This window comes from Bacteroides sp. 3_1_23 (genome assembly GCF_000162555.1).
Lineage (GTDB): Bacteria > Bacteroidota > Bacteroidia > Bacteroidales > Bacteroidaceae > Bacteroides > Bacteroides ovatus.
In genome coordinates, this window is the sequence record NZ_GG774949.1 from 2,880,471 (window position 1) to 2,895,729 (window position 15,259).

A 15,259-nucleotide genomic window follows, 5' to 3' on the forward strand; every position below is an offset into this window, starting at 1 on the left:
GGGATTCTCTCTGTTTTTGAAATTTCGCTTATTCTGCAAATGTACACAAAAAAAGTGATAAGTAATAAGGGATAAAGAGAGAAGTTTTGAAGCCGAAGCGATAAGTTTTTAAGTTATTAGTTTTATCTTTGCAGATATTAAAAGGAGAAATTATGGGTAAACTAATCAGTATCTGGAGTTTCATATGCAGACGCAAGTACCTCATTACGGTCGTTGCATTTGCTGTTATCATTGGCTTTCTGGACGAGAACAGCCTGGTTCGTCGTTTCGGATATGAACGGGAAATCAGCCAGTTGAAAGAAGAGATAGAAAAGTACCGGGCAGATTACGAAGAGAACACCAAACGTCTCAACGAAATAAGTACCAATCCGGACGCCATCGAACAGATCGCCCGTGAAAAGTATCTGATGAAGAAACCCAACGAAGATATTTACGTTTTTGAAGATTAAAGAATGAAACAATTAGTACCCGCCCTTTTCACCGCAGGCGCCATAATGGCTCTCACCGGAGCAGCTGTGTTTATTACCGGATGGATATACGCTCCTTACATATATACTGTTGGAGCCGGATGTATCGCATTGGCACAAGTGAACACACCCGTCAAAGGAAAGAGCAAAACATTGAAACGCCTGCGTGTTCAGCAGATATTCGGTGCACTGGCACTTATCCTGACCGGAGCCTTCATGTTTACCACACGAGGCAATGAATGGATTGCCTGCCTCACAGTTGCTGCCATCCTCGAACTTTACACCGCTTTCCGTATTCCACAGGAAGAAGAAAAAGAAAGGTCATAAAAAAAGCCCGTTCATAGCTTTTCAGTCTTGAACAGGCATCACTTTTTTTAATTCGATAATGTTCCGTCCTTTTATAAAGAACGGAACAGTTTTATATCATTTATTTCTTCACAGGTGAATATCTTGCATTCAACCCGTCAACAATTTCTTTTGTAATATTGAAAGTGCTGTCAGCATAAAGCAGGTTATCGAAACCAGTGTTGCTGAAGATCAGGCTATATCCGTGAGTCTTATTATATTCTTTCAGGAAAGCGTTGATAGAATCGCGGAACTGCAAGCTATTCTTGTTGTTCTCTTCCATCAAACCATTCTGAAGTTTGTTGCTCAACTCTTGCAAATCTTGTTCCAACTTCACCAGACGGTTGTACTCTTGCTGCGCTCTATCTTGTGACAGGAAAGCATTGTTTTCAACTTTCTTCTGAAAATCTTGCTTTTCCTTGTTCAAAGAGGTAGCCTTCTGATTCAATGTCATACGAACGTTTTCGCTCTTCTTTACCATCGCCTCATTCAAGTCAATACAGAAATTGTATTTGGCAAGCAGCGTATCTATTTCAACATAGGCAATTTTCATTCCTGACAGTTCGGCATTAGCCTGAGCCGGAGCATTGGTAGTTTGATTGTCAGTTTTGCCAGCACATTGTGAAAATAAAACGATAAACGCAAGAGCAGCCAAACCGTTCATGAGGTAGTTCATTCTATTCATAATTAATAAGTATTGTTTTTAATAAATTTAATTCATACTATCGTTCAAGGCTTTTTCCAACTCGTTAATAGAAAAACGCGGCTTCTTTTGTGCTTCGCGATCTTGCGACTGTGCGCATCCGATTCCTTTCTGACGCAACGCTTTATTCCCACTCACGTGACCATTCGGGAACTTCCCACCCTTCGTAAAGAATACTTTCACCCCTAATAATACCAGGGAAATAGCAACTATTAACAAAGTTATCAGTATAGTCTCAACCATTTCTATTAATTTTGTGAGTGCAAAGATAGGCTTTAATGAGATATGAGTTCAGATAAGTCAATCAAATTAACCATATTTAGCAATAGAAGAAGCGAAAACAGCCCTTCTATTCCTATTATAAAATAGAAACAGCATGGAAAAAAAAGACTTAAAGCCGGCTGGCGTATTCAAGTATTTCGAAGAAATCTGCCAAGTGCCACGCCCTTCGAAGAAGGAAGAGAAAATGATTGCCTACCTGAAGGCATTCGGAGCAAAACATAATCTGGAAACCAAGGTGGACGAAGCCGGCAATGTATTGATTAAAAAGCCCGCTACTCCGGGAAAAGAAAATCTTCAAACCGTCGTTCTGCAATCGCATATCGACATGGTGTGCGAAAAGAATAACGATGTTCAACACGACTTCCTCACCGATCCCATCGAAACGGAAATTGACGGTGAATGGCTGAAAGCCAAAGGCACAACCCTCGGAGCCGACAACGGTATCGGTGTAGCTACCGAGCTGGCTATTCTGGCTGACGACAGCATTGAGCACGGTCCGCTGGAATGCCTGTTTACCGTAGACGAAGAAACCGGACTGACCGGAGCTTTTGCCCTGCAAGAAGGTTTTATGAGCGGTGACATCCTTCTGAACCTCGATTCGGAAGATGAAGGGGAAATCTTTATCGGATGTGCCGGAGGTATTGACTCCGTTGCAGAATTTACTTATAAGGAAGTGGAAGTTCCCGCCGGATATTTCTTCTTCAAGGTGGAAGTGAAAGGGTTGAAAGGCGGTCACTCCGGTGGCGACATTCACCTGGGACGTGGCAATGCCAACAAAATTCTGAACCGTTTCCTTTCACGCATGGCTGCCAGACACGATCTGTACCTATGTGAAATCAACGGTGGTAACCTGCGCAACGCTATTCCCCGCGAGGCTTATGCCATCTGTGCTGTTCCCGAAGACGCCAAGCATGATGTCCGCACCGAACTGAATATTTTCACCAGCGAAATGGAAGACGAATTATCCGTTGTAGAGCCTGACTTAAAGCTGGTTCTCGAATCGGAAACTCCACACAAAATGGCTATCGACCAGGATACTACTACCCGTTTATTAAAAGCTCTGTATGCAGCTCCTCACGGTGTATATGCCATGAGTCAGGATATTCCCGGACTGGTGGAAACTTCTACCAATCTGGCATCTGTCAAGATGAAGCCCAACCATATCATCCGCATTGAAACCAGTCAGAGAAGTTCTATACTGTCCGCACGCAACGATATGGCGAACACGGTTCGCGCCGTATTCCAACTGGCAGGAGCCAATGTTACTTTCGGAGAAGGTTATCCGGGATGGAAACCGAATCCACATTCGGCCATCCTCGAAGTAGCAGTTGAATCATACAAACGCTTATTTGGTGTAGATGCGAAAGTTAAAGCCATCCATGCAGGATTGGAATGTGGTCTGTTCCTTGATAAATATCCAACGCTGGATATGATCTCTTTCGGACCGACACTGACAGGTGTTCATTCTCCTGACGAACGAATGCTTATTCCTACTGTAGAAAAGTTCTGGAAACACCTGTTGGACATCCTGGCACATGTACCTGCCAAGAAGTAGCGGGCAAATAAGTCAACATAAAGAAGAGTATGGTAACAGTCAAAAAAGAATAGCTGTTATCGTACTCTTTTTTACTATGATTTTATCAGGTGTAAGTTTCCTCGCTCCTTCCAATATCATTGCACAAGAGGTTCACGGCAGACAAGCCTCCTCTCAACAAGAAAGAATCTCTTTCCGTGTTGTAAGTTGGAACATAGAAAACCTGTTCGACACACACCACGACAGTCTGAAGAACGATCATGAATATCTTCCCGATGCGATACGTCATTGGAATTATAGCAGATATAAGAAAAAACTGGCTGATGTTGCCCGTGTAATTACTGCTATTGGCGAATGGAATCCTCCCGCATTAGTTGGATTATGTGAAGTAGAAAATGATACAGTGCTTCGTGACCTTACCCGTCGTTCTCCTTTAAAAGAGCTCAGCTATCGTTATGTAATGACCAACTCCCCTGATTTAAGAGGAATTGACGTAGCCTTGCTTTATCAACGGGATCTATTCAAACTATTATCTTCCCGTTCCATCTCCATTCCTCCGTTTAAGCAGCACCGTCCGACAAGAGATTTGCTACACGTCAGCGGGCTTCTACTGGCGGGAGATACACTCGACGTATTTGTCTGCCACTTCCCCAGCCGTTCGGGTGGAGCCAAAGAATCGGAACCTTATCGTTTATATGTAGCTCACATACTGCGTACGGAAGTCGATAGCATTATGAATATTCGTTCTCATCCGCAAGCCATTATCATGGGGGATTTCAACGATTACCCGACGAATCAGTCCATTCTGAAAATACTGAAAGCCGAAGCGCCTCCTGTTAAAACCAATGACCTAGCTTCAACAACCGACTCCGCCAACGCCTCAACAGTTACCCCCTCCTCACTAAAACTATATCATCTACTTGCCCGAAAAGCAAAATCAAAAAACTTCGGTTCTTACAAATTTCGTGGTGAATGGGGATTACTCGACCACTTGATTGTATCAGGCACGCTATTAAATCAATCAAATCACTTTTTCACTAGCGAAGAAAAAGCAAATGTATGCCTTCTCCCTTTTTTACTGAAAGACGACGAAAAATATGGTGACAAAGAACCTTTCCGCACTTATAAGGGAATGAAATATCAAGGAGGCATCAGTGACCATCTTCCTATCTACACAGACTTTGAATTGATTGTATATTAATTATGGCAAACGATAGTAGCCAATATTATCAGGTTATTACAAATAAAGATAGTCAACCATTATCAGAGAAGTACAAACGCCGCTACAGCATACTCTGACAAGAGACTATTCTCATCGTAGTGAGAATACTTGAGAAATATAACGCCTCATCATAGCTTCATAAATTAAATTATCAAACAAGAGTTCCGAACTTCTATTTCTCCATGTCCTCTATGATGCAAATGATGAATTAGTCCGAATACTGATAAACCTTCAAATCGAACTTCGGAACCATTGCCAGCAAATGGTCGAAGATATCCGACTGAATACGCTCGTATTCTTTCCAGACCTTATTGCGGGAGAAGAAATAAACCTGAATAGGTACTCCGTACATCGTAGCTTCTTTCTGACTAATAATCAAATCCAACTCCTGATTGACCACAGGCAGACTACACAAATAGCGTTCAATATATACCCTGTACACTTGAGAATTGGTAGGAACGACTCCTTCTTCCGGCTGATAATCCGCCATTAATGGAATTTCTTTCCGGTAACGGTCCAACATTTCCGGAGTACAGAATTGAAGTGTAGTCAAATCCAAAGTTATACTCTTCATCACCCGTCGTCCTCCCGACTGTGTCATTCCCCGCCAATTCTGAAAAGGACTGCTCACTAATGTATAAGGAGGAATAGTGGAAATGGTATTATCAAAATTCTGGATCTTGACTGTATTCAGCGTTATTTCCTGTACAATGCCATTTGCGTCACCGGAAGGAAGCGTCACCCAGTCCCCCGGACGAACCATATCGTTGGCAGAAAGCTGGATACCCGCCACAAAACCTAATATGGAATCTTTGAATACTAACATTAAAATAGCCGCTGAAGCGCCCAAGCCCGCAAACAAAGTAGCCGGAGACTTATTCACGATAATAGCAATGATTACAATCCCGCCAACAAAGAAAAGAAGCACCTGCAACACTTGGATAAAACCTTTCATCGGGCGGTCTTTCATCGACTCTCTTCCGTCATAGATATCCATTATCATCAACAGAATCCCATTTATAGCCAATAGTAAAGAGAAAATAATATAAATGACGCACGCCTTCTGGGAAATCAGCAACAGCTCTTTTCCACGGATAAAAGCCATCGGCAACAACGAATAAACCAGAAAAGCCGGGATGGTATGAATCAAATTATGAAATACCCTACGCTTCATCAACAATGTATTCCATTGATGAGGTTTACGTCTCGTATACTGTTTCATACCTCCAATAAGAATTGCCTGGCAAAGATAATTCAAAACGATAGCAACCACTATCATCAGTAAAGCCATAATAGTCTCATCAAAACGATCGGCAACAGCCGGATCTATTCCCCAATTAATGAGGGTTTTATTCATCCATTTTCCTAAATCTACTACTAACATAACTTCTGTCTTTTTTTATAAATAACAGTAAAATATTCATTTGGTTTAGAAAAAAAGAGACTAGTATCCGATTTATCAAGAATCAAGACACCGGTCTCCACTGCTACTCTCTAAGCATATCATTTTTCGATGAGGGCTCCATCAGGGAATCACCATCACCCCTATTTCATTCATATTTACTTTAGCAACGGTAGCATCAGGTGTAGTGGCCTCCAGTTTAATGAAACGTGCCTGTACTTTCTGACTGAAAGCAACCGTCTGTGGCAACGGATTATGCATAATATTGCTGAACTCTCCACTGGCAAGCACTTCTTTCCAGCTCTTACCATCCATGCTTACAAAGAATTGATAACGGAATGCCATCGTCGGCTTTGCCTCCGCTTTTGAAGGCGCGTACGTGAAACTGCTCAATGTTACCGTCTTCCCCAAATCAATCGTTAATGGAGAAGCAGCAACCTGTTTCCATCCGGAACGCGGCAAATTATTCCAGTCTTCTTTCGTTGTTTCTTCCTGCAAAGGTTCTGCATAATAAGCGGCAACCTGACTAACGTAAGCAGTCAACCGGCACTCGTCTATTCTCACCCGGAGCTTATTGGCATTAACTGCCGGAAAGCGCAACATACGTTTATATCCTATCGTCGTACCTTTTCCTACTTCTTTCCAGCCATTATCCGTCAAGGCTTCCACAGTAAAAGCCTCTACCCTCTGCCCTTTCGTTATATCTTCCTGCAACATGACCAGATTGATTTCCGATTTGGACTTCAAGGCATAGACAGCCTCACCGCCCGAAGTAGTGCTCCAGTATTTTCTTCCGTTTTTCACCCGGTTGTCAGCAAACGTTTGTTGCCGATAATCAGCAAACTCTTTCAACCGCTTGATATCAGCTTCATGAATCAGTCCCCTCCGGTCAGGTGGAATATTCAACAGGAGCACTGAATTATATCCTACCGACTGGAAATAAATATCTGATAAATGCTTCAAAGATTTCACTTTACCATCTTCCTCCGCATGATAGAACCATCCCGGACGGATAGATACGTCGACTTCCGAAGGATACCAGAATAATTCCGTAGCTTTCTCCAATATCTTACGACTTCCCAAATCCTCTGCTTTACTGAAAACACCCAAACGTTTGCTGTTCTCTTGTGAACGGGCATATATACCGGGAGTCAACACAGTTGCGTTCCATTCCGTTTCACGGCCTACTCCTTTCTCGTTTCCGACCCAGCGGACATCATCCCCCATAATTGCCATCACAGCTTTGGGTTGGAGGCGTTGGATGGTTTGGTAAAAAGCGTCCCAGTCATACACTTGCTTCTTTCCGTTCGGACCTTCTCCATTCGCCCCGTCGAACCAGACTTCATGTACTTCACCATAATTGGTGAGCAATTCCGTCAATTGCCGAATAAAAAAATCATTGTAACGGGGAGAGTCTCCATAACATTCCGCATTCCGGTCCCAGGGAGAAAGATATACTCCAAACTTCATATCATATTTGTCACAGGCAGCACGAAGTTCTTTCACTACATCGCCTTGTCCGTTTTTCCAGGGAGAAGAGGCCACGGAATGTTTGGTAGTAGCCGTTGGCCAAAGGCAGAAACCGTCGTGATGTTTTGCAGTCAGAAGCACCATTTTAAAGCCGGCTTCCTTGAGGGTACGTACCCATTGTTCAGCATCCAGTTCCGAAGGATTAAAGAGCGCGGGATCTTCTTTCCCGTCCCCCCATTCACGTCCGGTAAAGGTGTTGATACCAAAATGAAGGAAAGCTGTTAATTCCATTTGTTGCCAAGCGTATTGCTGTGGAGTAGGTACCAGACGCGCTGCCATATCAACCTTCTGTTCGATAGTTGCACTTTGAGGAAATTCAACATGCTTCACATAGTAATTTTCTTTTTTCTGCGCCTGCGCTCCACTCATGAGAGTAACAGACAATAAAAGAGAGGTTAGTAGTTTATTCATGGTCTATTAATTATTGCAATCGTACAAAGATAAAATAAAGGTGCAGATTTCACGATCCTCATGGAATATTTTCTTACGACATTCCATCCAATCAGTGTAACCCCCACCTTTATATATAATCTAAATAACCTATTGATTTAGTATCTATTTCACCAGATAAAGGGTAAATTCAAAACTCTGTTTCTTTAATGGAACCAAGTATTGCGGTAATACTCCGGGACCACAAGTAGCCGTTCCCACACCTGCCTGTTCAGCATCCAGATGCACTGTCAACAATCCATCGCGTTCCAGTTCATTGATATGGCGGGCCTTCTCTAATAATACATCCGAGAAAGGAATGATACTAAACTGGAAAGCACGATCCGACTCAACAAAGATACCTTCGCCGGAAGTATCTGCCAACTTCACCCAACGTACATCGGTGCGGTTGCCTGTAGATTGCGGAGCAACATAATAGTGGAACATCCGTTCCGGTGTGGTCTGATATACACCGATTTTACCGGACTGATTGCGGTCAATATAGGTTTCATTATCTCCACGTCCCAAGTAAGAAACCTGATCGTAGGCGTTCGACACACGGAACGTCAATCCCAGGCGTGCCATTGATTTCACGATGGTCGTGTCGGGTTGGAAAGTTGTATGTACTTTCAGTGCACCGTTTCTATCCAGTGAATAAACAAAGTCAGCAATTCCTACCCTTTGCGTTTTTGCATTTAGAATTTCTACACGGGCAGTGGTCGAAGTCTTACTTTCCCTCAATGACACTACTTTCTGGGTCAGACAATCCAATCCCGCATCACGCCACAAGCGTGCGCCGTTCTTATCCCGGTTGTCATTATCCGTTGCCGGGCGGTAAAGGCTCAATGTCAGCGGAGTAGCCAATAATTCTTTGCCGTTCAGGTTCAATGAAGTCAGCGCGCCTGTTTGCTTATCAACGGTGAAAGTCGTTTCACCTGCTTTTTGCGGACGGTAGCCTGTGTAGTTCTTATTACCGGCAAATACAAACTGGTCGTATGCCACCTCCCAATCCTTATCTATCATTGAAGAAGCTTCACGACGGGTCCAGCTGATATTCAAATAAGCCTCACGGACTGTATTCGGAAGTTTTACAGCACCCAAAGTAACATCAACAGTAGCGTGCGGTGCACAATCAACCGTTTTTGTACCTTCCGCCAAAATCTTGCCATTATCTGCCGTCACATTCCAGTTCAGTACATACTCATTCAAGTTAGAGAAATCATACCAGTTCTTGACACGGATAGTCAGATTCTTCTGATTCGCCAGCGTTACTTTTATGTTCTGATATACTTTCTTTACTTCGAGCAAATGCGGGTGCGGTTCACGGTTGGCGCCCACCAAACCGTTACAGCAGAAGTTTCCGAAACTTGGAATTCCTTCCGGTCCGTAATCACCGCCATACGTCCAGTACCATTTACCATTCTTGTCTATTTCGCGGAATGACTGATCCACCCAGTCCCAAACGCAGCCACCTTGTGCCATCGGATTGTTTTCAAATACGTCCCAGTATTCTTTCAGTCCGCCGCAACTGTTGCCCATCGCATGAAGATATTCACAAAGAATGAAAGGGCGGTAGATGTCTTTCTCTTTTACGTATGCTTTGATATCGTCTACACTGCGGTACATACGACAGTAAATATCCGTATTATAGTTCAATTCGGCACGTTCATACTGTACAGGGCGAGTTTTCTCCACCGATTTCAGCCAGTCATAAGTACGTTCGAAGTTAATTCCGTTTCCTGCTTCATTTCCCAATGACCAGATAACGATAGCCGGGTGATTCTTAGAACGTTCATACATCCGGTGAGTGCGATCCATGTGTGCAGTCAGCCAGGTACTATCCTTGGCTAGGGAAGCAGGACCATATCCCATTCCGTGAGATTCGATGTTTGCCTCATCAATCATGTACAAACCGTAACGGTCGCAAAGTTGATACCAGTAAGGATGTGTAGGATAATGCGAGTTACGCACCATGTTGATATTGTGCTGCTTCATCAGTTTGATGTCCAGTTCCATCAGCTCCTTGCTCACGGTACGTCCCAGTTGAGAATGCTCGTGTCGGTTGGTTCCCTTCACCAATACCGGAACGCCGTTGATGCAGAAACGTCCGTCTTTGATTTCCGAGGTACGGAAGCCGACTTCACAACCAGTCAGTTCGGTTACCTTGCCTTGTTCATCCTTCAGTTCGAGTATTAATGTGTAAAGATGAGGATGCTCTGCACTCCAAGCCTTTACATCGGGAATATTCTTTTCATCAAACGTGATAAAATTGCTCAATCCGCGGGATTTTATCCGGATAGCATCCTGCAGGACAGCTTTACCATCGGCGTCTTTCAGGGTATAAGCAATAGAAGTAGCTCCAGATATAGCAGAATGTCCCTCTACGGTCACTTCAAGTCCGAAAATACCATCTTTGTATTTCTCTTTTTCTAAAGAAGCATTCAGTTTATAATCCGCAATGTACTGTTTGGGAGTACTGTAAAGATACACGTCACGTTCGATACCACTCAAACGCCACATATCCTGACATTCCAGATAAGCACCCGAACTCCAGCGATACACTTCCAAAGCAACCACATTTTCGCCTTCATTGAGGACATCTGTAATATCCCATTCGGCAGCCGTCTTTGATCCCTGATTATAGCCAAGTAATTTTCCATTCACCCATACATAATAGAAAGAAATGACTCCTTCACAACACAGTACTACCCTGCGTCCTTTCCAGTCGGCAGGCACTTTGAAGGTACGTCGGTAGGAGCCGACTTCATTCTCTGCATAAGGCACCAGCGGCGGATTCTTCTTGAAGTTGAACATTTTATCATCAAACTCATACGTTTCGTTGACATAGATAGCCGTGCCATACCCCTGGCGTTCCCAGTTACCGGGCACATTGATATCCGCCCATCCTCCTGTATAATAAGAAGGTTGGTAAAAGTCCTTCGGACGATTATCGGGATTCTTCACCCAATGGAATTTCCACTTTCCATTGAGACTCATATAAAAAGGAGACTGTTCATACCCTCCCGGCTTTTCAATGTCGGAAGCGTTGGCGTAAGGCCATACGTATGTGTGAGGAGCGAGTTTGTTCAGTCCCACCGCATACTGGCTTTGCCATTCGGGCAACGGTTGTTGCTGCGCTAAAGTGAAAGTAGCAGTCAGTCCTGACAATAGAACTAAAAGAGTTCGTTTCTTTAAGCTAATATTCATAAGCATGTCATCATAATTGGTTTATATAATAAATTAGGCACAGATTAAGCTGATTGACGCTATTATTTTATATACTCATCATTCTAAAAACCGTGAAATTCGTGTAATCCGTCTCTAATAATATAAGATTATTCTGCAAGAGCACTTAATTGCTGTTTTTAACTATTTGATTACTATTCTATAATCACTTCATCAAAATAGACTCTCGCTTCCTGACCGGGACAGACATGCTCGTCGGGACATATCCCCGCACCTTCCGCCGTCACTCGGACATAACGAGCAGATACTCCGCCCATATCTATCGAATAGTCATTTCTAAAAGTTCCTTCCAGATAGATTTCTTTCGGAGAGAAGTTCAATTCTCCCATAGTATGGTAGGTTCGATTGTCATCGGAAACTTCTACGCGAATCATCTTCGGTTTATGTGCTCCCATTCCATAATTCGTAATGCAACCGATGGTAAATTTATTCAAAATCTCCCGCCCCTGCAAATCTATCGTGAAAGATATAGAATCATTTTGATTCCAGTTACACCATTCAAAATCAGTATATTTCAGGCTTCCCCGCAATCCGTTGACTAATAACATTTCGTTCTTCTTATTGCCAAGCAAAGGTTTTGCCGTAGCTTTGTTCCATGTGAGTTGCAACTCTAAAGTTTCTCCCATTTGCTTGCCGTTCATAAAGGTAGCGGCTTTCACCATTTGTGTCTTCGTCACACGGATAGGTCCGTCGTAACGATGAGAAGACATAGCCGGATTACTTCCGTTCAGTGTATAATGAATCTCTACATCCGGGCGGATACATTCCAAATTCACTTCCAGATGTCCGTCCACTGGTGTCACCGTCTGTTGTATGTTATACATTGAGCGGGCATAGACAATTCCTTTTTCCGCAATATGCGCGTTGTATGCATCCATCCGCTTCAAGAATCCAGACCAGTCCTTCGTTCCTGCGGGCGTCCATGCCACTTCTGCTAAAGCGGCCAGGCGGGGGAACAAAAGATAATCCACATCTTCTGGCTTATTACAGAACTCTGTCCACATACAAGCCTGTACTCCCATTAACAAAGACTCATATTCCGGTTTCCAATCCTTCTGTACAGGTTCGTAATCGAAAACATCTTTCAGGGTATTGTTGCCAAAATAGGTTACCGGTTCAAACCATTGCGGTCCCTGATAACGAATCAAGTATAAGACACGCGCCGGAGTCATGATAAAACGATGTCCCTTTTCGGCAGCTTTCAGAGCAGCCGTTCCCATTCCCTGCCAACCGAGGATAATAGATTCTTCAGGAAGAAAAGAGCTGTTTGTCAACTCATCCCAGCCAATCACTTCACGACCTTTCTTACGCAGATAATCACTGATACGTTTCATGAAGTAACCCTGCAAATCCTCTTCATTAGCCAAACGCTGTTTTTTCATCCGTTTTTGGCAAAGCGGGCATTTCTCCCAGTTTGTCTTTCGCGCCTCATCTCCACCAACATGAATATAGCGAGAAGGGAAAAGCTCTAGAATTTCGTCAAAAACATCTTGCAAGAATGTAAATACACTATCATTTCCCGCACAGTAGATAATCTCGGAATTTCGTCCTCCCAGTCCGGGAAGTACACCGACAAAGTCTTTCACAACCGGACAGGCAAGCTGGGGATAAGCAGCTAGAGCAGAGTTACTGTGCGCCGGTACATCTATTTCGGGAATGACTTCTATCTGTCTGTCGGCTGCATAAGCTACAATTTCCCGGATGTCCTCCTGCGTGTAGAAACCGCCTATCGGAGTAGGTTCTCCCCGTTCCGGGTTGCGACGTGAGTGGAAAGGCACATCTGTACGGTCTACTCTCCACGCTCCTATTTCCGTCAAACGGGGGTATTTCTTTATTTCAATCCGCCAGCCGTTATCGTCTGTTAGATGAAAATGAAGTTTGTTTATTTTCAGCATCGCCATACAGTCAATGATTCGCAGTACATTCTTTTTAGGGATAAAACAACGTACCGGATCCAACAGTAATCCGCGGAAACCGAAACGGGGTTCATCCTGAACCGTCATTGCCGGAACTCTCCAATCGACATTCCGGACCGGTTGTTCCGATTCTATGGCAGCCGGCAGAAGTTGGCGGATAGATTGCAGGGCATAGAAAAAGCCTTTTGTATCCGAAGCTTTAATGAGTATCTGTTCCGGCGTAATCTCCAGTAAGTAGGCTTCACTTTTTAAAGAAGAATCCGTCACAAAACGGACTTGTCCCTCTTCACGCCCGACATTCAAAGCCGGAGTTATTCCGGCAGCATGAGTAAACAAGTCAATAAAATTGCGGGCAATCACGGCTTGTTCCTGATTTTCTACCGCAAACACCGTTTGGGCTGAAAAGGTGAAGTTGCCACGGCCCGGCACAATCTGTGTCGGGCGTGGTACTATTGAAATTAAAGGGGATGTTAAGTTATCAGCCTGCAAAAACGCTGTCAGTGGCGAAAGCAGTATGAGAATGATTAAGATGTATTTTTTCATGGCGTATGTACATTGGTATTATTCCTTGTCTCTCTCCGGTGAGAAGCGGACAGGATCATTGTATTGCTCCTGAAGTTTCAGCATTTCTTCTTTTAGTTCTTTCACTACCGGTTCATATTCAGGTTGTCCGTAGAGATTGTGCATTTCCGACGGGTCTGCCTGCAAGTCATAGAGTTCCCACCAGTTGATATCATTATAGAAATGAATCAGTTTATAGCGGTCTGTACGTACACCGTAATGACGTTTCACCATGTGTTCAGCGGGATATTCGTAGAAATGATAGTAGAGAGCCTTCCGCCAATCTTTCGGATGTTCGCCTTTCAGCAAGGGGACGAGGGATACACCTTGTATGTCTGAAGGAATCTCTGCTCCTGCCAATTCGAGGAAGGTAGGTGCATAATCGATGTTCTGAACCATTTCGGTGATGTCGCCCCTACGGTCGAATCCTTTCGGCAGACGCATGATGAGTGGTGTACGCATGGATTCTTCGTACATGAAACGTTTGTCGAACCAACCGTGTTCGCCCATGTAGAATCCTTGGTCGGAAGTATAGACAACAAGTGTGTTATCCAGTAATCCTTTCTCTTTCAGGTAGTCGAGTACACGACCAACATTGTCGTCCAGCGACTTCACCGTCTTCATATAATCGCGCATATAACGCTGAAATTTCCAGTTGGCTAGTTCCTTGCCTTGCAGGTTCTGTTTATAGAAGTCGTCTATTATTGGGGTGTAGAATTTGTCCCATGCAGCACGTTGTGCTTCATCCATACGACCGATATATTTCTCATATAAGGATTTCAGACGGGTATTTTTGTCGGGACGAAGCATTTTGAGATCATAAATCATGTCCATGTCTTTCATAATACTCATCTCTTGTGCGGCAGCGGCAGGGCGTCCTTCGTAATTGTCAAAGAAATTGTCCGGTAGCGGGAAGGTTTTATCTTCGTACAAAGCCAGGTTGCAAGTATCTGCCAACCAATTACGGTGAATAGCCTTATGGTGAATCAAAAGACAGAAAGGTTTCTCCGGATTGCGTTTGTTTTCTATCCAGTCAATGGCATCGTCAGTGATAAGGTTCGTGATATATCCATGTTTTTGGATAGTGTCATTGTTCTGTGTGATGAAATCCGGATTGTAATAGTCGCCTTGTCCGGGGACAATCTGCCAGTAATCAAAACCGGAAGGCAAACTTTCAAGATGCCATTTACCTACCAGTGCTGTCTGATAACCGATTTTCTGCAACAGCTTCGGAAAAGTCTGTTGCGAACTGTCGAATACGCAAGTGGTATTATCATAGAATTTATTAGCACAACTATGTTTACCTGTTATCATGCAGGCACGACTGGGACCGCTTAATGAATTGGCTACAAAACTTTGAGTGAAGCGTACACCATCGGCAGCAATGCGGTCGAGATTGGGTGTTTCCATGTAGCGTGTGTCGTAACAGCTCATCATTTGAGCTGTGTGGTCGTCTGTCATAATGTAGACGATATTCAAAGGTTTCTGTTCCACAGGCTTTTGCTTGTTTGAACAGGAAGCAAAGGAAGCTACAGCTGCTACTCCTGCTAAAGGAAAGAATAAGTTTGGTTGCAATTTTTCCATAAATACTAATTTGTATAAGATTGTGTCAGCAAAGATAG

At 43.7% G+C, this 15,259-nt stretch carries 11 protein-coding genes; 4 read left to right on the forward strand and 7 right to left on the reverse strand.

The annotated features are described in order from the left end of the window. The first annotated feature begins 152 nt into the window (after nucleotides 1–152). On the forward strand, nucleotides 153–449 hold the full coding sequence (locus tag HMPREF9010_RS12930) for an FtsB family cell division protein (RefSeq protein ID WP_004300802.1): 297 nt from the start codon (nucleotides 153–155) through the stop codon (nucleotides 447–449). 3 nt (nucleotides 450–452) lie between these two features. After that, nucleotides 453–794, forward strand: a complete 342-nt coding sequence (locus tag HMPREF9010_RS12925) for a hypothetical protein (protein WP_004300803.1) — start codon at nucleotides 453–455, stop codon at nucleotides 792–794. Nucleotides 795–894: 100 nt separating this feature from the next. On the opposite strand, the gene HMPREF9010_RS12920 is transcribed toward HMPREF9010_RS12925, so the two are convergent. After that, nucleotides 895–1,497 (reverse strand): OmpH family outer membrane protein, encoded by a 603-nt coding sequence (locus HMPREF9010_RS12920; protein ID WP_004300804.1) that lies wholly within the window; start codon nucleotides 1,495–1,497, stop codon nucleotides 895–897. 27 nt (nucleotides 1,498–1,524) lie between these two features. Then, nucleotides 1,525–1,758 (reverse strand): hypothetical protein, encoded by a 234-nt coding sequence (locus tag HMPREF9010_RS12915; RefSeq protein ID WP_004300805.1) that lies wholly within the window; start codon nucleotides 1,756–1,758, stop codon nucleotides 1,525–1,527. 133 nt (nucleotides 1,759–1,891) lie between these two features. Between HMPREF9010_RS12915 and HMPREF9010_RS12910 the strand changes: the two genes are divergently transcribed. Both HMPREF9010_RS12910 and HMPREF9010_RS12905 read left to right on the forward strand, forming a co-directional pair. Continuing rightward, complete coding sequence (locus HMPREF9010_RS12910; RefSeq protein ID WP_008648797.1) at nucleotides 1,892–3,352, forward strand: aminoacyl-histidine dipeptidase; 1,461 nt, start codon at nucleotides 1,892–1,894, stop codon at nucleotides 3,350–3,352. Beyond that, a complete protein-coding gene (locus HMPREF9010_RS12905) occupies nucleotides 3,333–4,532 on the forward strand; it encodes an endonuclease (RefSeq protein ID WP_004300807.1) in 1,200 nt (399 codons plus the stop codon). The genes HMPREF9010_RS12910 and HMPREF9010_RS12905 overlap by 20 nt, the downstream gene beginning before the upstream one ends. Before the next feature lie 229 nt (nucleotides 4,533–4,761). On the opposite strand, the gene HMPREF9010_RS12900 is transcribed toward HMPREF9010_RS12905, so the two are convergent. The 5 genes from HMPREF9010_RS12900 to HMPREF9010_RS12880 form a co-directional block, all read right to left on the reverse strand. Beyond that, nucleotides 4,762–5,937: a mechanosensitive ion channel family protein gene (locus tag HMPREF9010_RS12900; protein WP_004311434.1), complete on the reverse strand. Its 1,176-nt coding sequence runs from the start codon at nucleotides 5,935–5,937 to the stop codon at nucleotides 4,762–4,764. 141 nt (nucleotides 5,938–6,078) lie between these two features. Further along, nucleotides 6,079–7,896, reverse strand: coding sequence for an alpha-L-fucosidase (locus HMPREF9010_RS12895; RefSeq protein WP_008648799.1), 1,818 nt, complete (start codon nucleotides 7,894–7,896; stop codon nucleotides 6,079–6,081). 144 nt (nucleotides 7,897–8,040) lie between these two features. Beyond that, a complete protein-coding gene (locus HMPREF9010_RS12890; protein ID WP_008648801.1) occupies nucleotides 8,041–11,127 on the reverse strand; it encodes a glycoside hydrolase family 2 TIM barrel-domain containing protein in 3,087 nt (1,028 codons plus the stop codon). Nucleotides 11,128–11,294: 167 nt separating this feature from the next. Further along, nucleotides 11,295–13,619, reverse strand: coding sequence for a glycoside hydrolase family 20 protein (locus tag HMPREF9010_RS12885; protein ID WP_008648809.1), 2,325 nt, complete (start codon nucleotides 13,617–13,619; stop codon nucleotides 11,295–11,297). Nucleotides 13,620–13,637: 18 nt separating this feature from the next. Further along, a complete protein-coding gene (locus HMPREF9010_RS12880; RefSeq protein WP_008648810.1) occupies nucleotides 13,638–15,221 on the reverse strand; it encodes a sulfatase in 1,584 nt (527 codons plus the stop codon). Between the last annotated feature and the right edge of the window lie 38 nt (nucleotides 15,222–15,259).

Coding starts and splice junctions, on each gene's coding strand:
- HMPREF9010_RS12930 (WP_004300802.1), top strand. CDS start 153: ATGGGTAAACTAATCAGTATCTGGAGTTTCATATGCAGACGCAAGTAC.
- HMPREF9010_RS12925 (WP_004300803.1), top strand. CDS start 453: ATGAAACAATTAGTACCCGCCCTTTTCACCGCAGGCGCCATAATGGCT.
- HMPREF9010_RS12920 (WP_004300804.1), bottom strand. CDS start 1,497: ATGAATAGAATGAACTACCTCATGAACGGTTTGGCTGCTCTTGCGTTT.
- HMPREF9010_RS12915 (WP_004300805.1), bottom strand. CDS start 1,758: ATGGTTGAGACTATACTGATAACTTTGTTAATAGTTGCTATTTCCCTG.
- HMPREF9010_RS12910 (WP_008648797.1), top strand. CDS start 1,892: ATGGAAAAAAAAGACTTAAAGCCGGCTGGCGTATTCAAGTATTTCGAA.
- HMPREF9010_RS12905 (WP_004300807.1), top strand. CDS start 3,333: ATGTACCTGCCAAGAAGTAGCGGGCAAATAAGTCAACATAAAGAAGAG.
- HMPREF9010_RS12900 (WP_004311434.1), bottom strand. CDS start 5,937: ATGTTAGTAGTAGATTTAGGAAAATGGATGAATAAAACCCTCATTAAT.
- HMPREF9010_RS12895 (WP_008648799.1), bottom strand. CDS start 7,896: ATGAATAAACTACTAACCTCTCTTTTATTGTCTGTTACTCTCATGAGT.
- HMPREF9010_RS12890 (WP_008648801.1), bottom strand. CDS start 11,127: ATGCTTATGAATATTAGCTTAAAGAAACGAACTCTTTTAGTTCTATTG.
- HMPREF9010_RS12885 (WP_008648809.1), bottom strand. CDS start 13,619: ATGAAAAAATACATCTTAATCATTCTCATACTGCTTTCGCCACTGACA.
- HMPREF9010_RS12880 (WP_008648810.1), bottom strand. CDS start 15,221: ATGGAAAAATTGCAACCAAACTTATTCTTTCCTTTAGCAGGAGTAGCA.